This window comes from Pseudomonas sp. JC1203 (assembly GCF_056175065.1).
On the sequence record NZ_JBWCAM010000029.1, the window covers coordinates 20,473 to 38,523 of the forward strand.

General features: G+C 63.5%; 22 protein-coding genes. 11 read left to right on the forward strand and 11 right to left on the reverse strand.

What is annotated here, in order from left to right; translation table 11 throughout:
- Nucleotides 1-7: 7 nt before the first annotated feature.
- The 6 genes from nusB to nrdR form a co-directional block, all read right to left on the reverse strand.
- Nucleotides 8-508, reverse strand: a complete 501-nt coding sequence (nusB, locus tag AC0SZ7_RS29755; protein ID WP_475507715.1) for a transcription antitermination factor NusB — start codon at nt 506-508, stop codon at nt 8-10.
- Nucleotides 505-981: a 6,7-dimethyl-8-ribityllumazine synthase gene (gene ribH / locus AC0SZ7_RS29760; RefSeq protein ID WP_008374078.1), complete on the reverse strand. Its 477-nt coding sequence runs from the start codon at nt 979-981 to the stop codon at nt 505-507. Before ribH ends, nusB begins: the two co-directional genes overlap by 4 nt.
- A 133-nt stretch (nt 982-1,114) precedes the next feature.
- Nucleotides 1,115-2,206 (reverse strand): bifunctional 3,4-dihydroxy-2-butanone-4-phosphate synthase/GTP cyclohydrolase II, encoded by a 1,092-nt coding sequence (gene ribBA / locus AC0SZ7_RS29765; protein ID WP_475507716.1) that lies wholly within the window; start codon nt 2,204-2,206, stop codon nt 1,115-1,117.
- A 15-nt stretch (nt 2,207-2,221) separates the two neighbouring features.
- Nucleotides 2,222-2,884 (reverse strand): riboflavin synthase, encoded by a 663-nt coding sequence (locus AC0SZ7_RS29770; protein ID WP_475507717.1) that lies wholly within the window; start codon nt 2,882-2,884, stop codon nt 2,222-2,224.
- 45 nt (nt 2,885-2,929) lie between these two features.
- Nucleotides 2,930-4,066 (reverse strand): bifunctional diaminohydroxyphosphoribosylaminopyrimidine deaminase/5-amino-6-(5-phosphoribosylamino)uracil reductase RibD, encoded by a 1,137-nt coding sequence (ribD, locus tag AC0SZ7_RS29775; RefSeq protein WP_475507718.1) that lies wholly within the window; start codon nt 4,064-4,066, stop codon nt 2,930-2,932.
- A gap of 2 nt (nt 4,067-4,068) precedes the next feature.
- Nucleotides 4,069-4,533, reverse strand: a complete 465-nt coding sequence (gene nrdR, locus AC0SZ7_RS29780) for a transcriptional regulator NrdR (RefSeq protein ID WP_166363187.1) — start codon at nt 4,531-4,533, stop codon at nt 4,069-4,071.
- A gap of 107 nt (nt 4,534-4,640) precedes the next feature.
- Here nrdR and AC0SZ7_RS29785 point away from each other — a divergent pair, with 107 nt between their 5' ends.
- From AC0SZ7_RS29785 to trxA, 3 genes are all read left to right on the forward strand, one after another.
- On the forward strand, nt 4,641-5,093 hold the full coding sequence (locus AC0SZ7_RS29785; protein WP_475507719.1) for a YbaY family lipoprotein: 453 nt from the start codon (nt 4,641-4,643) through the stop codon (nt 5,091-5,093).
- On the forward strand, nt 5,090-5,737 hold the full coding sequence (locus AC0SZ7_RS29790) for a class I SAM-dependent methyltransferase (protein WP_475507720.1): 648 nt from the start codon (nt 5,090-5,092) through the stop codon (nt 5,735-5,737). The genes AC0SZ7_RS29785 and AC0SZ7_RS29790 overlap by 4 nt, the downstream gene beginning before the upstream one ends.
- A gap of 65 nt (nt 5,738-5,802) precedes the next feature.
- Nucleotides 5,803-6,675 carry a thioredoxin gene (gene trxA, locus AC0SZ7_RS29795; RefSeq protein WP_475507721.1) on the forward strand — a complete coding sequence of 291 codons (873 nt, stop codon included), beginning with the start codon at nt 5,803-5,805 and terminating at the stop codon, nt 6,673-6,675.
- Nucleotide 6,676: 1 nt separating this feature from the next.
- Here trxA and AC0SZ7_RS29800 read toward each other — a convergent pair whose 3' ends face one another.
- On the reverse strand, nt 6,677-7,024 hold the full coding sequence (locus tag AC0SZ7_RS29800; protein WP_475507722.1) for a hypothetical protein: 348 nt from the start codon (nt 7,022-7,024) through the stop codon (nt 6,677-6,679).
- A 130-nt stretch (nt 7,025-7,154) separates the two neighbouring features.
- Here AC0SZ7_RS29800 and AC0SZ7_RS29805 point away from each other — a divergent pair, with 130 nt between their 5' ends.
- From AC0SZ7_RS29805 to AC0SZ7_RS29825, 5 genes are all read left to right on the forward strand, one after another.
- On the forward strand, nt 7,155-7,745 hold the full coding sequence (locus AC0SZ7_RS29805) for a DUF2796 domain-containing protein (RefSeq protein WP_475507723.1): 591 nt from the start codon (nt 7,155-7,157) through the stop codon (nt 7,743-7,745).
- Entirely contained in the window at nt 7,745-8,467 is a 723-nt protein-coding gene (locus tag AC0SZ7_RS29810; protein WP_475507724.1) for an ABC transporter ATP-binding protein, read from the forward strand. The genes AC0SZ7_RS29805 and AC0SZ7_RS29810 overlap by 1 nt, the downstream gene beginning before the upstream one ends.
- Nucleotides 8,467-9,732 carry an ABC transporter permease gene (locus AC0SZ7_RS29815; protein ID WP_475507725.1) on the forward strand — a complete coding sequence of 422 codons (1,266 nt, stop codon included), beginning with the start codon at nt 8,467-8,469 and terminating at the stop codon, nt 9,730-9,732. Before AC0SZ7_RS29810 ends, AC0SZ7_RS29815 begins: the two co-directional genes overlap by 1 nt.
- 10 nt (nt 9,733-9,742) lie before the next feature.
- The gene (locus tag AC0SZ7_RS29820; protein WP_475507726.1) at nt 9,743-10,258 is read left to right on the forward strand and encodes a DUF3299 domain-containing protein; all 516 of its coding nucleotides are present in this window, start codon (nt 9,743-9,745) and stop codon (nt 10,256-10,258) included.
- Nucleotides 10,259-10,364: 106 nt separating this feature from the next.
- Entirely contained in the window at nt 10,365-11,063 is a 699-nt protein-coding gene (locus AC0SZ7_RS29825) for an OmpW/AlkL family protein (protein WP_475507727.1), read from the forward strand.
- Nucleotides 11,064-11,125: 62 nt separating this feature from the next.
- Here the strand turns inward: AC0SZ7_RS29825 and AC0SZ7_RS29830 are convergent, their stop codons facing one another.
- Entirely contained in the window at nt 11,126-12,055 is a 930-nt protein-coding gene (locus AC0SZ7_RS29830; RefSeq protein WP_475507728.1) for an NAD-dependent epimerase/dehydratase family protein, read from the reverse strand.
- The gene (locus AC0SZ7_RS29835) at nt 12,048-12,932 is read right to left on the reverse strand and encodes a sugar nucleotide-binding protein (protein WP_416427110.1); all 885 of its coding nucleotides are present in this window, start codon (nt 12,930-12,932) and stop codon (nt 12,048-12,050) included. The genes AC0SZ7_RS29830 and AC0SZ7_RS29835 overlap by 8 nt, the downstream gene beginning before the upstream one ends.
- Nucleotides 12,933-13,285: 353 nt before the next feature.
- Between AC0SZ7_RS29835 and AC0SZ7_RS29840 the strand changes: the two genes are divergently transcribed.
- The 3 genes from AC0SZ7_RS29840 to AC0SZ7_RS29850 all read left to right on the forward strand — a co-directional run bounded on the left by AC0SZ7_RS29840 (nt 13,286) and on the right by AC0SZ7_RS29850 (nt 15,829).
- The gene (locus AC0SZ7_RS29840; protein WP_475507729.1) at nt 13,286-14,350 is read left to right on the forward strand and encodes a Fe(II)-2OG oxygenase family protein; all 1,065 of its coding nucleotides are present in this window, start codon (nt 13,286-13,288) and stop codon (nt 14,348-14,350) included.
- Nucleotides 14,351-14,367: 17 nt separating this feature from the next.
- Nucleotides 14,368-15,201 (forward strand): TSUP family transporter, encoded by an 834-nt coding sequence (locus AC0SZ7_RS29845; protein ID WP_475507730.1) that lies wholly within the window; start codon nt 14,368-14,370, stop codon nt 15,199-15,201.
- A gap of 73 nt (nt 15,202-15,274) precedes the next feature.
- Nucleotides 15,275-15,829: a YbhB/YbcL family Raf kinase inhibitor-like protein gene (locus AC0SZ7_RS29850; RefSeq protein WP_475507731.1), complete on the forward strand. Its 555-nt coding sequence runs from the start codon at nt 15,275-15,277 to the stop codon at nt 15,827-15,829.
- A 139-nt stretch (nt 15,830-15,968) separates the two neighbouring features.
- Here the strand turns inward: AC0SZ7_RS29850 and AC0SZ7_RS29855 are convergent, their stop codons facing one another.
- Nucleotides 15,969-16,484 (reverse strand): single-stranded DNA-binding protein, encoded by a 516-nt coding sequence (locus tag AC0SZ7_RS29855; protein WP_475507732.1) that lies wholly within the window; start codon nt 16,482-16,484, stop codon nt 15,969-15,971.
- A 9-nt stretch (nt 16,485-16,493) separates the two neighbouring features.
- Nucleotides 16,494-17,888, reverse strand: a complete 1,395-nt coding sequence (locus tag AC0SZ7_RS29860; RefSeq protein WP_475507733.1) for an MFS transporter — start codon at nt 17,886-17,888, stop codon at nt 16,494-16,496.
- Nucleotides 17,889-18,051 lie beyond the last annotated feature (163 nt).

The following is an 18,051-nucleotide window of genomic DNA, read 5'->3' on the forward strand; positions in this document are numbered from 1 at the left end:
GCGTGGATCAGCGCTTGAATGCCTGCACTTCGGCGGCACGCACGTTCGGCGCGACCTTGTCGAGCACACCGTTGACGAACTTGTGGCCGTCGGTGGAACCGAACACCTTGGCAAGCTCGATACCTTCGTTGATGACAACGCGGTACGGCACATCGACGCGCTTCAGCAGTTCCCAGGTGGACAGGCGCAGCACGGCCAGCTCCACAGGGTCCAGCTCTTCCAGGGCCAGGTCCATGCACGGCTTGAGCACGGCATCGATCTCGGTCTTGCTGGCAGGCACGCCGTGCAGGATCTCGCGGAAGTAGGCACCGTCGACGTCAGTGAAGTCGTTGTCGACCCGGAACTGCGCTTCGATCTCGTTCAGCGAGTGGCTAGCCATGTGCCATTGGTACAGGGCTTGGGTGGCCAGCTTGCGGGCTTCGCGACGCTTCATGCTCTTGGAAGGTTTGCCAGCATCCGCAGGTTTTGGATCGCGCGGGTTGAAACGATCGCTTTCGTCGGAAATCACTTGGCCTCCAACTGCGACAGCAGGCTGACCATTTCCAGGGCGGACAGGGCAGCTTCGGCGCCCTTGTTGCCAGCCTTGGTGCCGGAACGCTCGATGGCCTGTTCGATGGAGTCGACGGTCAGCACGCCAAAGGCGACCGGCACACCGAATTCCATGGAAACCTGGGACAGGCCCTTGGTGCACTCACCGGCCACGTATTCGAAGTGCGGGGTGCCGCCACGAATGACCGCGCCCAGCGCGATGATCGCGTCGTACTCACCCTGCTGGGCGACTTTCTGCGCTACCAGCGGGATTTCGAAGGCGCCAGGGGCGCGGATGATGGTGATGTCGCTTTCGCTGATACCGTGGCGAACCAGGGCGTCGACGGCGCCGCTGACCAGGCTTTCGACGACGAAGCTGTTGAATCGGCCAACCACCAGGGCATAGCGACCTTTGGGGGCGATGAAGGTACCTTCGATGGTCTTCAGGGTCATTCGGGTGTGTCTCGTATTAAAGAGCAGGGGCGCCAAGGGCGCCCCATGGGGGTAATGGGCCACGAACAAGAACGTGCGGGGTCACTGAAAACCATAGCGCTGGCCTGGCAATCTGGCGACCCGTTACCGGTGTTTATTCGGAGGGCACGTATTCTACTACTTCCAGGTCGAATCCGGATATCGCATTGAACTTCATTGGCGAACTCATCAGGCGCATTTTGCGCACGCCCAGGTCGCGAAGGATCTGCGAACCGGCCCCGACGATGCTGTAGGTGGTGGGTTTTTTCACCGGCACGCTCTCGCTGGTTTCACGAATATGCGCCAGCAGCACGTCGCCATCCACCGGGTTGCCAAGCAGCAGCACCACACCGCTGCCGGCCTCGGCCACGGCGCTCATGGCGGCCCGCAGGCTCCAGCGGCCGGGCTGCTTGACCATCAGCAGGTCGCGCAGCGGGTCCATGTTGTGCACCCGTACCAGGGTCGGTTCCTCGGCGCAGATGGTGCCCAGGGTCAGTGCCATGTGCACGTCGCCTTCCACCGCATCGCGGTAGGTCACCAGGTTGAACTGGCCCAGTTCGCTGTCCAGCGGCTGCTCGGCAATCCGCTGAACGGTACGTTCGTGGATCATGCGGTAGTGGATCAGGTCGGCGATGGTGCCGATCTTGATGTTGTGCTCGGCGGCGAAGGTTTCCAGTTCCGCCCGGCGCGACATGGTGCCATCGTCGTTCATCACCTCGCAGATGACCCCGCTTGGCTCGAAACCGGCCATGCGCGCCAGATCACAGGCAGCTTCGGTGTGGCCGGCCCGGGCCAGGGTGCCCCCGGCCTGGGCCATCAGCGGGAAGATGTGGCCCGGGCTGACGATATCCTCGGCCTTGGCGTCCCTGGCTGCGGCAGCCTGCACGGTACGCGCGCGGTCGGCGGCGGAGATGCCGGTGGTCACGCCCTCGGCGGCCTCGATGGACACGGTGAACTTGGTGCCGAAACCCGACCCGTTGCGCGGCGCCATCAGCGGCAGCTTCAGCAGCTCGCAGCGCTCGCGGGTCATGGGCATGCAGATCAGGCCGCGGGCGTGCTTGGCCATGAAGTTGATGTGCTCTGGCTGGCAGCACTCGGCGGCCATGATCAGGTCACCTTCGTTCTCGCGGTCTTCGTCATCCATCAGGATGACCATCTTGCCCTGGCGAATGTCTTCCACCAGTTCTTCGATCGTGTTGAGCGCCACGCGGCACCCCCTATATCAGGACTTGAGGTAGCCGTTGGCGGCCAGGAAGCTTTCGCTGATGCCGCCGGCAGTCGGCTCGGCAGCCTTGTCGCCCAGCAGCAGGCGCTCCAGGTAACGGGCCAGCAGGTCCACTTCCAGGTTGACCTTACGACCGGCCCGGTAGTCGGCCATGATGGTCTCGGCCAGGGTGTGCGGGACGATGGTCAGTTCGAACTCGGCGCCGTTGACGGCGTTCACGGTCAGGCTGGTGCCATCGACGGTGATCGAGCCCTTGTGGGCGATGTACTTGGCCAGCTCCTTGGGCGCGCGCACGCGGAACTGGATGGCACGGACATTCTCCTCACGGGAGACCACTTCGCCGACACCGTCGACGTGGCCGCTGACCAGGTGGCCACCCAGGCGCGAGCTTGGGGTAAGGGCCTTTTCCAGGTTAACGCGGCTGCCGGCCTTGAGTTCGTGGAAGGCGGTGCAATCCAGGGTTTCGCGGCTGACGTCAGCCCAGAACCCGTCGCCCGGCAGTTCCACTGCAGTCAGGCACACGCCGTTGACGGCGATGCTGTCGCCCAATTTGACGTCGGCAAGGTCCAGCTTGCCGGTCTCTACGTAAACACGCACGTCACCGCCCTTGGGGGTCAACGAACGGATGCTGCCGATGGATTCGATAATGCCGGTGAACATGGAACCTCCTGGGGAACCGGGCCTGCGCTGGGCGCGAGGCAAAAATTATACGCTTGCCGCCGGGGCAGGTATTGCGATGACTCGCCAGTCATCCCCCACCGCGCGCATTTCAATGATTTTCAGCCGTGGCGCCTCGCTCATGCGCGCCAGCGGCCAGTCCAGCAACGGCCGCGCACTGGAGCCGAGGAACTGCCCGGCGACGAACAACTGGTACTCGTCCACCAGGCCCTGGCGGGCGAAAGCGCCGGCCAGGATGGGGCCGGCTTCCACGAGAATTTCGCTGGCGCCACGGGCGGCCAGCAGTTTCAGCAGCTGGGGCAGGTCAACGTGGCCGTCGACGGCACTCACCAGCAGCAGCTCATGGCCGTGCTGCTGATAAGCGCTGGTGTCCGCACCCTCGGCACAGGTGACCACCAGCGCTGGGCCAGCCTGGAAGAACGGCGCGTCCAGCGGCACACGCAGGCGGCCGTCGATCAGCACGCGCAGCGGTGGGCGGCTGAGCGCCAGCGCCGTGGTCTCGGCGTCCAGGCCCAACTGCTCGGCGCGCACGGTCATGCGCGCGCCGTCGGCCAACACGCTGTCGGCGCCGGTCAGCACGATGCTGGAACGCGCACGCAGGCGTTGCACGGCTGAACGGGCGGCCGGGCCGGTGATCCACTGGCTTTCGCCGCTGGCCATGGCTGTGCGGCCGTCCAGGCTCATGGCCAGCTTGACCCGCACGAACGGCACGCCGTGCTCCATGCGCTTGAGGAAGCCGGGGTTCAAGGCCCTGGCTTCAGCCTGCAGCACACCACTCAGCACTTCGATGCCGACATCGGCCAGGCGCTTCAGGCCACGCCCGGCGACTTCCGGGTTAGGGTCCTGCATGGCCGCAACCACCCGCGCCAGCCCGGCATTCACCAGCGCATCGGCACACGGCGGGGTGCGGCCATGGTGGCTGCACGGCTCAAGGGTGACGTAGGCGGTGGCGCCACGCGCCAGCTCGCCGGCCTGGCGCAAGGCATGCACCTCGGCGTGGGGCTCGCCGGCGCGCACGTGCCAGCCCTCGCCCACCACCTGGCCATCGCGCACGATCACGCAACCTACCCGCGGGTTGGGGTGCGTGGTGTACAGGCCACGGCGCGCCAGCTCGATGGCGCGTGCCATGTAGTGGGCGTCGAGGACGGCTTGCTCGCTGGGCATGGTCACTCCTTGGCGGGTTCGCGGGCCAGGCGGTCGATTTCCTCGCGGAACTCGTCCAGGTCCTGGAAGCGGCGGTACACCGAGGCGAAGCGGATGTAGGCAACCTCATCAAGCTTCTGCAACTCGGCCATCACCAGCTCGCCGACGACCAGCGACTTGACCTCGCGCTCGCCGGTGGCGCGCAGCTTGTGCTTGATGTGGGCCAGGGCCGCTTCCAGGCGCTCGACGCTGACCGGGCGCTTTTCCAGCGCCCGCTGCATGCCGGCGCGCAATTTTTCTTCGTCGAAGGGCTGGCGGCTACCGTCCTGCTTGATCAGGCGCGGCAAAACCAGTTCGGCGGTTTCGAAGGTGGTGAAACGCTCACCGCAGGCCAGGCATTCGCGACGGCGGCGGACTTGCTCGCCCTCGGCGACCAGTCGCGAGTCGATGACCTTGGTGTCGTTGGCACCGCAGAAGGGACAGTGCATGGTGGCAGGCAACAAAAAATGGGAGGGCCATGGTAGCGCATCCCACTGGCAAGACAAGCCAAAGGCTTTACGGTATACAGAGGTTATTTATTGCGATGGATCTGCCGATGCCCCTACGCCCCCTGATTTTGCTGAGCCTGGTAGCCTTGCTCGCGGCTTGCAGCAGCGACAAGCCCAAGCCGGTGGCGCCCGTTGCGCCAGCCCCGAAAGCCGCCATCGGCGCCCAGCAGCCATTGGGCCCGCTGCCCGCCTACCAGCGTGAACTGACCGGCACCGTGCTGGGCGCCCCGGCCGGTGCCGAGGTGGAGCTGGCCCTGCTGGCGGTGGATGAGCGCGGCCGCCCGCAGCAACTGCTGGCCAGTGGCAAGTGGAATAGCACCGGCAAGCCACTGGGCTTCCAGCTGCGCTTCAACCCCGAGGCCTTCCCCGCCAACCTGCGGGTTGAACTGCGCGGCCGCGCCAGCCAGTCTGGGGTATTGATCCTGCACCTGCCGGCCGTGCCGGTGGCCCAACCTGCGACCCAGGCACTGGGCAACCTGCAGCTGCTGCAAGCGCCATGATCCACCTGCAACACGCCTTGAGCGAACTGCTGGGCGACGCGCAATTGGTCAGCACCGCGCTGCCCGAAACCGATATCCGCCTGTGGCTGATCGACGGCGACAACATGGACCGCGCGTTCAGCCCCGAGGAAACCCGGCGCATCCTGCACGAGCCGCCGTACTGGAGTTTCTGCTGGGCCAGCGGCCTGGCCATGGCGCGCTTCCTGGCCGAGCAGCCGCACTGGGTAGCCGGCAAGCGCGTGCTGGACTTCGGCGCAGGTTCGGGGGTGGTCGCCATTGCCGCCGCCAAGGCGGGTGCCGCCGAGGTGGTAGCCTGCGACCTTGACCCGTTGGCCCTGGCCGCCTGCCGCGCCAACGCCGCGCTCAACGGTGTGGAGCTGGGCTACTCGGCGGACTTTTTCGCCGAGGCCGACCGCTTCGACCTGATCCTGGTGGCGGACGTGCTTTACGACCGCGCCAACCTGCCACTGCTCGACCATTTCCTCAGCCGCGGGCGCCAGGCGCTGGTCGCCGACTCACGGGTGCGCGACTTCAGCCACCCGGTCTACCGCCCGCTGGGCCAACTACACGCCTGCACCCTGCCGGACCTGGCCGAGCCCCATGAATTTCGCCACGTCAGCCTCTATCACGCGCAGCGCGGCTGAGGCGCTTTCGGCCAGCGGCGCCAGCCTTTATAGTGCGGGTATTACCGCTTTTTTCGAGATGCACGATGAGCCAGTCCACGCCGTATATTTTCGATGTCACCACCGCCACCTTCCAACAGGACGTCATCGACAAGTCCTTCGAACAGCCAGTGCTGGTGGACTTCTGGGCCGAATGGTGCGCCCCCTGCAAAGTGCTGATGCCGCTGTTGGAAAAGATTGCCGAGAGCTACCAGGGCGAGCTGCTGCTGGCCAAGGTCAATTGCGACGTGGAGCAGGACATCGTTGCCCACTTCGGCATTCGCAGCCTGCCCACCGTGGTGCTGTTCAAGGAAGGCAAGCCGGTGGATGGTTTCGCCGAAGCGCGCCCGGAAGCTGAAATCCGCGCCATGCTCGAACCCCATGTGCACATGCCCGAACCTGCTGCCGCCGACCCGCTGGAAGCGGCGCAGGCGCTGTTCAACGAAGGTCATTTCGCCAAGGCCGAAGAGATCCTGCGCGTGCTGCTGGGCGAGGACAACAGCAACGCCCGCGCGCTGATTCTGTACGCCCGCTGCCTGGCCGAGCGCAATGAACTGACCGAGGCCCAGGCGGTGCTGGACGCGGTCAAGAGCGACGAGCACAAGGCTGCGCTGGCTGGTGCCAAGGCGCAGTTGACCTTCCTGCGCCGGGCGGCCGATTTGCCTGATGCTGCCGATCTGAAGACGCGTATCGCGCAAAACCCGGGCGACGACGAGGCGGTATTCCAACTGGCCATCCAGCAGCTGTCGCGCCAGCAGTACGAAGCGGCGCTGGATGCCCTGCTGAAACTGTTCGTGCGCAACCGCAGCTTCAACGAAGGCGTGGCGCACAAGACCCTGCTGCAAGTATTCGAGCTGCTGGGCAATGACCACCCGCTGGTCACCACCTACCGCCGCAAGCTGTTCGCCGCGCTGTACTGAGTTATTCCACCCAGCAATACAGCGGCGCATCGGCGCCGCTTTCCACCCGCACTTCACGGCAGTGACGCAGGCGCACCAACAGGCGCTTGCCCGCCGCCGTGCTGCCCGCCAGGCCTTCCAGCTGCCCCAGCAGTTCCGGGCCGCTGACCTGCCCCGCCTGCCGCACCAGTTGCAACGTTGCCTGCCATACCGCGTCGTCCTGCCCGGCGGGTTTGGCTGCCGGGGCAACCGGTGCCGGCGCTTGGGCCTGCACGTTCAACTGTGCGCCCAGGTGCTGCCAGTCGGCGGCGTCCATTTCGATGGTCAAGTCAACCGGCCAGGCGCCGATGGTTCCGCGAATTCGTAGCATGGTAAGTCCTCGTCTGCGAATGACCATGTTCCCATACATCTGTGGATAAATTTCATCTGGGCCTTTATGGTGCTGGCACTTTAAAGTTGTTATAACGTTACAATTATTCATTCTCCATCAGGACATTTTCATGCGCCGACTTCTGCTCGCCCTGCCCTTCGCGCTGCTGCCACTGGCCGTTGCCCACGCCGACGACACCCCGGTGAAACACGGCAGCCTGGGCACGCATGAACACGGCACCGCCCGCGTCAACGCCGCGCTGGACGACCAGACCCTGGCGCTGGAGCTGCAAAGCCCGGCCATGAACATCGTCGGTTTCGAACACCTGGCCACCACCGACGCCGACAAGGCTGCCGTGGCCAAGGCCCGCGCCCTGCTGGAGAAACCCCTGGCGCTGTTCAACCTGCCTGCCGCCGCCGGTTGCAGCGTGGCCAGCCAGCACCTGCAAAGCCCATTGTTCGGTGACGTGATGCCCGCCGAAGACGGCGACGATGACGACCACGATCACGACGAGCACGCAGCAGGCGCCGAGCACCACCACAGCGAGATCCACGCCGGCTACGAATTCACCTGCACCGCGCCGGACAAGCTCAAGGGCCTGGACCTTGCGCAGGTGTTCAAGACCTTCCCGGCTACCCACAAAGTGGTGGTGCAGATGATCGGCCCGGCCGGCCAGAAAGGCCTTGAAGCCACCCCGGACAACAGCACCCTGAGTTTCTGATGGCCAGCACAGCCCTGATCGAACTGCGCGACCTGCACTTTGCCTGGCCGCGCCAGCCGGCGCTGCTGGACATACCCGCGTTTCGCCTGGAAGCCGGCGAGACGCTGTTCCTCAAAGGCCCCAGCGGCAGCGGCAAGACCACACTTCTGGGCCTGCTGGGCGGTGTGCAGAAGCCCGTCAGCGGCAGCGTGCAGGTGCTGGGCCAGGAACTGGGCGACATGAGCCAGGGCCGCCGCGACCGTTTCCGCGTCGACCACACCGGCTACATCTTCCAGCAGTTCAACCTGCTGCCGTTCCTGTCGGTGCGCGAAAACGTCGAGCTGCCCTGCCATTTCTCGCGCCAGCGCGCCGCGCGGGCCAAGCAGCGTCACGGCAGCATCGACCAGGCCGCGGCCACCTTGCTGGCACACCTGGGGCTTACCGACCCGGCGCTGCTGCAACGCCGCGCCGACACCCTGTCCATCGGCCAGCAGCAACGCGTGGCCGCAGCCCGCGCGCTGATCGGCCAGCCGGAACTGGTGATCGCCGACGAGCCCACCTCGGCGCTGGACTATGACGCCCGCGAAGCCTTCATTCGCCTGCTGTTCGCCGAATGCCGCGAGGCCGGCTCCAGCCTGCTATTCGTCAGCCACGACCAAAGCCTGGCACCGCTGTTCGACCGCAGCCTGTCGCTGGCCGAACTCAACCGGGCCGTGCGCCCCGCCGCCCCTGGGGAAGTCTGATGTACCTGTTCCGTCTAGCCGTGGCCAGCCTGGCCAACCGGCGTTTCACCGCCTTCCTCACCGCGTTCGCCATTGCCCTGTCGGTGTGCCTGCTGCTGGCCGTGGAGCGCGTGCGCACCGAGGCACGCACCAGCTTTGCCAGCACCATCAGCGGCACCGACCTAATCGTCGGCGCCCGCTCGGGGTCGGTGAACCTGCTGCTGTACTCGGTGTTTCGCATCGGCAATGCCACCAACAACATCCGCTGGGACAGTTTCCAGCACTACGCCCACGACCCCCGGGTGAAATGGGCCATTCCCATGTCCCTGGGCGATTCGCACCGTGGCTACCGGGTGCTGGGCACTGACCAGTCATACTTCGAGCACTACCAGTACGGCCATCACCAGCCACTGGAAATGGCCGCCGGGCGCTTCTTCGCCAGCGACCCGTTCGAAGTAGTGCTGGGCGCCGAAGTGGCCGATGCGCTGCACTACAAGCTTGGCGACACCCTGGTGCTGGCCCACGGCACTGCGGCCATCAGCCTAGTCAAGCATGACGACAAGCCGTTCACCGTGGTCGGTATCCTCAAGCGTACTGGCACACCGGTGGACCGCACGCTGCACATCAGCCTCGGCGGCATGGAAGCCATCCACATCGACTGGCATAACGGCGTGCCGGCCCGTGGCGCCGGGCGCATCAGCGCCGACCAGGCACGCAACATGGACCTCACCCCCACCGCCATCACCGCGGTGATGCTGGGCCTGAACAACAAGATCTCGACCTTTGCCCTGCAACGCGAGATCAACGATTTTGTCGGCGAGCCGTTGCTGGCGATCCTGCCCGGGGTGGCCCTGCAAGAGCTGTGGGGGTTGATGGGCACAGCGGAAAAGGCCTTGTTCGTGGTGTCGCTGTTCGTGGTGTTGACCGGGCTGATCGGCATGCTCACGGCCATCCTCACCAGCCTCAACGAGCGGCGCCGGGAGATGGCGATCCTGCGGTCGGTGGGTGCGCGGCCCTGGCATATCGCCAGCTTGCTGATACTTGAAGCGTTCTCGCTGGCGTTGTGTGGCATCGGCGCCGGGGTGGCGCTGCTGTACGCCGGTATTGCCGCCGCACAGGGCTACGTACAAGCCAACTATGGGCTGTACTTGCCGTTGTCGGCACCCACGGCCTATGAATGGTCGCTGCTGGGGATTATCCTCGGCGCAGCCCTGGTCATGGGCGCCGTACCGGCCTGGCGTGCCTACCGGCAGTCACTGGCCGATGGCCTGTCCATTCACCTGTGAGCCGTGCCCGATGAAAGCTGCCTTGCTGTTTGTAATGATGATTGCCGCCCCCAACCTATGGGCGGCTGCCGGGCCACGCGAGCTGACCTGGGCGGAGATGATTCCGCCCGACGCGCCGAAAATCGCCCCGCAGATGACACCCCTGCACGACCTGTCGAAGATGGGCACGGACATGGAGTCGGCGCCAGCGGTGAAACAGCAACAGCCTGATGCCCCGGTGGTGAAGGCGCTGGACGGCCAGCAGGTGAAAATGCCGGGGTTCATCGTGCCGCTGGAGGTCAGCGATGACGGCCGCACCACCGATTTCCTGCTGGTGCCGTACTACGGCGCCTGCATTCACGTGCCACCGCCGCCTTCGAACCAGATCGTGCACGTCACCAGCCAGGTTGGGGTCAAGCTCGACGACCTGTACCAGGCGTTCTGGGTGGAGGGCACCCTGCGCGTGAAGCGCTCTGACAGCGAACTTGCCGATGCCGGCTACCAGATGGAAGCGGACAAGATCACCATCTACGAACTGCCCGAGTAACTCGCCAAGTAAAAAGTTACAGTTTTATTGAGCTGGGTCAAAACCCTTGATCCAGAGCGTTCCTACCATTGGCCAAGACTTTTTCCCCTTGTCCGATGGAGACCCGATGAACACCAAATTGCTGGGGGCCTCGCTTGTCAGCGCCGCCCTTTTCACCCCGCTCGCCCACGCTCACCAGGCAGGTGATTTCATCGTACGCGCGGGCGCGATCGAGACCGCGCCCAACGAGGACAGCGGCAACCTCAAGCTCGACGGCGCCAAGGTCTCCGGCACCAAGGCCACCTTGGGCAACGACACCCAGTTGGGCCTTACCTTCGCCTACATGCTCACCGACCACGTCGGCGTGGAACTGCTGGCCGCAACCCCCTTCCAGCACAAGGTTGGCGTCAAGGGCGTAAGCGCCGCTACCGGCGTGGCCGGCCTGGACGGCAAGCTGGCCGACATCAAGCAGCTGCCACCCACCCTGTCGCTGCAGTACTACCCCATGGAGCCCAGCTCCAAATTCCAGCCTTATGCGGGCGTGGGCCTGAACTACACCTGGTTCTACGGCGAAGACCTGACCAGCGACCGCAAGGCTGAAGGCTTCAGCAACCTCAATCTGAAAAACTCGTGGGGCTGGGCGGCGCAGATCGGCGCGGACTACATGCTGACCGACCACATCATGGTCAACGCCGCGGTGTGGTACGTGGACATCGACACCCAGGCCAGCGTCGACGGCCCGACCGCCCTGGGCGTGGGGCGCACCAAGGTCAACGTGGATGTCGACCCGTGGGTGTACATGGTTGGCGTGGGCTACAAGTTCTGATTTGAAAGGCCACATGACCATCGCGTAGCCGCTGCCGGCAGGCTGCGGCAGCGGCTACGGGGTCACAGGCCGAGCAGGTTGCGCAGGCCGGTGGCCATTGGGGTGACTTCCGGCAGCGTGAAGCGCTGCAGCAGGCGTGCATTGTTCGCCCGCGAGTGCTTGATATCGCCAGGGCGCGCTTCGCCGTAGCTGACTTCGGGCAGGCTGCCCAGCACCGACTGCAACTCAGCCAGCAACTGGTTGAGGCTCATGGCCTGGTTCAGGCCCACGTTGATTGCCCCTTCCTCGACGCCCGGCGCTTCCAGCGCCTGCATCAGCACCGCCACCAGGTCGCCCACGTAGATGAAGTCACGCGTCTGCTCGCCATCGCCATATAGGCTGATGGGCAGGTTCTGCTGCGCGCGTTCACAGAAGATGCTGATAACCCCGGAATACGGCGAGGACGGGTCCTGGCGCGGCCCAAAGACGTTGAAGAAGCGGAAGATCACCGGCTCCAGGCCATGCTGGCGGCGGTAGAAGTCCAGGTAGTGCTCACTGGCCAGCTTGTCCGAGGCGTACGGCGTCAGCGGCGCCTTGGGCGTGTCTTCGGCGATGGCTTCACCTTCGCCATTGTTGCCGTACACGGCTGCGCTGGAGGCGAACACCACGCGCTTGATACCCGCCACGCGCATCGCTTCGCAGACGTTCAGGGTACCGATGAAATTGGCCTGGTGGGTCTTGACCGGGTCATCCACCGACGCTTGCACCGAGGCCACGGCGGCCAGGTGCACGACCGCCTGGCACCCCCGGGCGGCGCGCGCCACCAGGGCGGCGTCGGCGACGTCGCCTTCGATCAGCTCTACCCGCGGGTTGTCCAGCGGCAGGTTGCTGCGCTTGCCCATGGAAAGGTCGTCGAGAATGCGTACGGCATGGCCCTTTTCCAGCAGCGCGTCCACAAGGTTCGAGCCGATGAAGCCGGCGCCCCCGGTGATCAGTACAGGTGCATCAACCATGTCGGTAATATCTGTCCAGTAAGCTTGGGAGGCCAGAGCGCCAGGCGCGTGGCTTGATCCCGAAGGTATGAAGGATTTTCTTGCAGGCCAGCACCGCATGCTGCGGTTCGTCGGCGGCGTCGGGCCGCGCGGCGTGGGCCTGGGCAGTGGGCGCCTCGATGGCCAGCGGGTGCAGGCTGGCCGCCTCGCTGATGATGGCCTGGCCAAGCGCCAGCGGCGTTGTCGCCTCGTTGCCGGCGTAGTGGTAGGTGCCCCACAGCGGCGCAGCGCAATCGAGCTGCTTGAGCACCGAAATAATCACCCGCGCGGCATCGTCCACCGGCGTCGGGTTACCACGACGGTCGTCCGCCAGGTGTATTTCCTGGGGTTGCTCGGCACGGGTGAGGAAACGGCCCAGCACGCCATCGACGCTGTCATCCAGCAACCAGCCGAAACGCAGCAGCACATGCTGCGGGCAGGTGGCGCGCACGCTCTGCTCGATTCGCCACAAGGCCTGGCCGCGCAGCCCCAACGGCACCGGCTCGTCCTTTTCGCTATACGCCGTGGCACGCGAACCGTCGAAGACGCGATAGCTGGAAGGCTGCACGAGGATGATCTGGTGGTGCTGGCACAATTGCGCCAGGCGCTCCACCGAGCGCTCCTGCTGGGCCAGCCGGGCTTCGCTGACGCTTTCGGCCTGGAACCAGTCGAAATAGTAGGCAAGGTTGATCAGTGCGTCGGGGCGGGTGTCATCGAGCAGCTGGGTCAGGCTCGCCGCATCCCAACCGTTTTCCGGTGGGCGCGGAGCAAGGAAGCCGATGTCTTCCTCCGCCCCGAGACGAATCAGCGCTTGCCCAAGGGCATTACCGCCGCCCAACAGCATAAGGCGCATTCGCATAGAGTCAGCAGGTCCGGTCCGTTAAGTCTGTGAGCCAGGGATTGCCAGGGGCCAGGGCCACGAGGCGATCGGTCAAGAGGCCTATGTTATTGCATTTTGCGGATTTGTGCTGCGGGGATCAATCGGCAATTGGCTGGGGTGAAGAGGACTGTAGCAGCCCCTCGCCAGGCCGCTCCGCTAACAAGCTAGCCGCCGAGAGGGAAATAGTTCCATAGTTACTCAGGCCTTATTATCTCGCAACAACACCTTACATATCCCTTCCCCTAGCGAAGTTGCAACACTGGATCCGATGCAATAAGTTCAAGTCGGTTCCACAGCACACAAACCTATAAAAGCTAGCAAAGGCACCGCCAATGAATAGCAATAAAAAAAACATCAGCACCTTGAAGCTCGCCCACATCACAATCAGCGCGAAGCAAGCGGAGGCCATTGACCGTTACGCCCGGCGCCTGGCATTGGAAGGTGGGCCTCATGCTGCCGGCTCAGCCATCAGAGCGAAAACTTATGCTTCTGTGATAAGCGACACACTAACAAAAGGCCAATCCAGCGTTTTAGATCAATACGCTGCTGGCAAGCTCCCCGCTTTATTATTCACCGGGCTCAAGCCTGACACGGATGATACCCCACCTGATGAAGCACTAAGCATCGAAAAACTGGAATTGCACCCAACCTGCATCTTATTGGCGGCTAGAAACCAGCTGCTTCTTAGCCTGCTACAGCATGTAGCATTTGCCTACGACATTGACAACGAAGGCAAAACAACTCGACTTGTCGCAAACTTTCGAGGTGGAGGCGCTAGTCCGATCGTCTCCGAGCCCTACGCGGACGACGTTGAGCTCAGTTCTCATGCTGGCTTGTCCTTGGGCCCACATACTGAACCGCCCTACTACTGCGCACGCTCTGCACATGAAGATCACTCTCCCGCGCCCTGCGCGCTAATTTTGACCGCTCGTTGGAACCCACTTAACGAGCCGACACGCATTATCCCAATGAGGCCTGTCATCGATAGTCTGCCAGGGTGTTGCGTTGTCGAACTTACATCTCACTCGTTTCAGTACACTCGCAGTGACTGTTTTGTCTCCGGCGCTGGCGAACCCGATGGGCTCATCCCAATCCTGCAGCATGACAATGCTGGCACCTTTGCAATACGTTATAACGATTATCGCTTTTCGACCTGCGCAAACTCTTATCCTGAAGCTCATGCCGCCCTATCGCTACTGAGAGATCAAATTCATAGCTCTAAACAAATTGAAGTAAATATACAACCTCACAATACGCTGATAATCAACAACACCCTGACCCTGCATTGCCGCGACACCGTCACAGACAATCGCAGGCTACTTATCAGACTGTTTGGATATTCCCGTCACGCCCAACCAATCATCATCAACAACGACCCTTTGATTGTTAAGGGTTAAAAGACCCGGGGTGCATAATGTTAGAAGCAGATCTGAGCCTTATCCTGACCATGGCAACAGTGGCCTTGGCTGCCGGTTTTCTGGACGCGATCGCGGGGGGCGGGGGGCTGATCACGCTTCCAGCCTTATTGGTAGCCGGTATCGAGCCTGTCGCCGCCATTGCTACCAATAAACTGCAAGCCTCCTGCGCCAGCGTGTCTGCGACGGTGAGTTTCGCGCGAAAGGGGCTCTTGTCATGGCGGACCGCCCTGCCCATGGCCGGCGCTTCATTTATCGCAGGTTGCACAGGCGCGCTCATCGCCGGCCTTCTTCCAAGCGGCCTGTTGGAAAAGGTCATCCCTCCCCTGTTGATTATGGTGGCCTGCTACTTTGCCTTCGTTCGCACACCAGGCAATGCCGGCACTGCGCCTAAGTGCTCTGCACTGGTATTCGGCGCGGTGGCGGTGCCTGCCATCGGCTTCTACGACGGGGTGTTCGGCCCAGGCACCGGTTCTTTTTTCCTGATAGCTTTCGTAGCGCTCATGGGTCAAGGATTGATGCAGGCCTTATCGAGCAGCAAGCTGATGAATGCTTCGTGCAATGTTGGCGCACTGCTTGTGTTCTCCATGACGGGTAAGATTCTGTGGCCCCTCGCGCTCGCCATGGCCGTCGGCGCCTTCCTCGGCGCCCAGTTGGGAGCCCGCTGTGCCATGCGATTTGGCCCTGGGCTCGTAAGGCCTTTGCTGATCACCGTATGCCTGGCGATGGCGGCAAAACTCCTGCTTGGCGGGGCAACGACCCCAGGAGCTGAGCAACCCCTGGTTGAAAATGAAGGACCTTCAATGACCGCGGTTTCATCTTCGGAGGCCTGATTGGCTTTATCATCCGACGCGGTCTTTGCTCGCCTGTCTGAAGCAGAGACTGCGAACCGGATGGAACTGAAAGATGAAACTGCGCCACCTACTCACCACCTGCACCGCTGCCCTGCTGCTGGCCGGCACCCAAATGGCCAGCGCCACCACCATGAAGGTCAGCACCGACGCCTTTGCCGAAGGCGGCAAGGTCAATGCCAGCGCCGCCGATACCCCTGCCGAGTGCGGCTCGGGCAAGCGCCACAACCCGCAGGTGTCGTGGAGCGACCTGCCGGCGGGCACCCAGTCGATGGCGGTGCTGATTCTCGACGTGGACGGGCATAACGGCCTTGGCGTCAGCCACTGGGTGACCTACAACATTCCTGCCCAGCGTGGCGGGATCAAGGAAGGCGAGGCGCTGGTCAGCGTGCCGGGCATCACGGTGGGCAAGAACATTGCCGGCACTGCCGATTTCCGCGGTTTTTGCCCGGCACCGGGGGATCAGCCGCATCACTACGTGCTGACGGTGATTGCCACCGACCTCAAGCCTGGCGCGCTGCCTGAAGGGCTGACCCGGGAAGAGCTGATGGCGCGCCTGGCGGGCCATGCGCTGGCGGGCCGTAACGTGGTTGGCCTGTACGGGCATTGACGCTGTAGCAGCGGCGGGGCGGCCATCCGCCGCCAGGCCGCGTCACCGTCGCTGCAGGCCCACCCCGGCGTTGCCGGACGCAGCCTGTGGCACCATAAAAAAAGCCCCCGCAATGCGGGGGCTTTTTCATCAGCAGCAATCAGAACGGGATATCGTCGTCGAAGCTGTCGAAGTCGGCAGCAGGTTGCGGCGCAGCCTGTTGCGGAGCTGGGCGCGACTGTTGTGGCGCGGCCTGCTGAGGACGTGGCGCTTGCTGGCGCGGAGCCGACTGCTGGTAGTTGTTGCCGCCCTGGCCTTGGTCGCCCTGTTGTGGACGGCCGCCCAGCAGCTGCATGGTGCCCTGCATGTCGACAACGATTTCAGTGGTGTAGCGCTTGATGCCGTCTTTTTCCCACTCGCGGGTCTGCAGCTTGCCTTCGATGTACACCTGCGAACCCTTGCGCAGGTATTCGCCGGCGATTTCGGCAACCTTGCCGAACATCGAAACGCGGTGCCACTCGGTGCGCTCGACCTTCTGGCCGCTTTGCTTGTCGGTCCACTGCTCGCTGGTAGCCAGGCTCAGGTTGGTGACAGCGTTGCCGTTGGGCAGGTAGCGGACTTCAGGATCCTGACCGCAAGTACCGACCAAAATGACTTTGTTAACCCCACGGGCCATAACATTCTCCTAGGCTTGGCACGTCTCTGGGCCCGGGTTGACCAGGCGCTCCAGGGAAGCACGATCCAAAATTTCTGTGTCCAATTTGATATAGATGGCGGCTTCTTCTGCCACCACCACTGCATCTGTTACACCCGGTACTGCCTTGAGGCGCTCGGTGAGGCCCGCTTCGCGTATCGCCTCTGGCGACAGGGGCAAGCGCAGGCTCGTCACGTACGGTGGTTCACGCATAGTAACAGCTATGGCCAACCAAATCGCCAACAGCCCGGCGCAGCCGATGAATACCACATTCAACCCGCCGTGCTGGAACAGCCAGCCACCGAGGATACCGCCCAGTGCCGCACCCAGGAATTGACTGGTGGAATACACGCCCATGGCCGTGCCCTTCCCGCCCGCCGGCGACACCTTGCTGATCAGCGAAGGCAAGGATGCTTCCAGCAGGTTGAACGCGGTGAAGAACACCACGATGCCAACCACCAGTTCCGTCAGGGTGTTGCCCGATACCCAGAAATACAGCTCAGTGAGCATCAGAGTGGCAACCGCCCCTATGAGGACGCGTTTCATCTTGCGCTTTTTTTCACCATAAATGATGAACGGAATCATCCCGAAAAAAGATACCAGCAAGGCGGTCAGGTACACCCACCAGTGCTGCTCCTTCGGCAGGCCGGCGCGCTCCACCAGTGCCAGGGGCAAGGCCACGAAGCTGGCCATCAGGATGGCGTGCAGCACGAAGATGCCCACGTCCAGGCGCAGCAGGTCCGGGTGCTTGAGGGTCGGCAACAATGCCTGGCGTGCCACGCCCGATTCGCGGTGGGTGAAGTGGCTGGAGGCCTTGGGCACCACGAAGGCGATCAGGGCGATGCCCACCACCGCCATCACCGCGGTGACGATGAACAACCCGGACAGGCCGAACATGCGCGTCACCAGCGGTCCCACCACCATGGCCACGGCGAACGACACACCGATGCTCATGCCGATGGTAGCCATGGCCTTGGTGCGATGCTGCTCGCGGGTCAGGTCGGACAGCAGTGCCATCACCGCTGCGGAAATCGCCCCCGCACCCTGCAGGACACGTCCGGCAATCACGCCCCAGATAGAGTCGGCATGGGCGGCCAGCAGGCTGCCAAGCGCGAAGATGACCAGGCCCACATAGATCACCGGGCGGCGGCCAATGCGGTCGGAAATGATGCCGAATGGAATTTGCAGGAAAGCCTGGGTCAGGCCGTAGGCACCAATGGCCAGGCCGATCAGGGCCGGGCTGGCACCGGCCAGGTCCATGCCGTAGGTGGCCAGTACTGGCAACACCATGAACATGCCCAGCATACGGAACGCGAACACCAGGGCCAGACCGCCAGCCGCGCGGGTCTCGCTGCCACTCATGCGTTCGCTGTGGAGATCGTGCATGGAAAAACCTCGTGTGAACCGGCGGCGATTCTACCAGTCCCATCGATAGAGGGGGTATATGGCGACGCTTTGCCGCGCAGTTGTCATGTATGGCATCAGTGATGTCATCCGATAGTGTGCATCCATCCAGTATTTGGCTTTATACTCCTGTGTTTACGCCCGC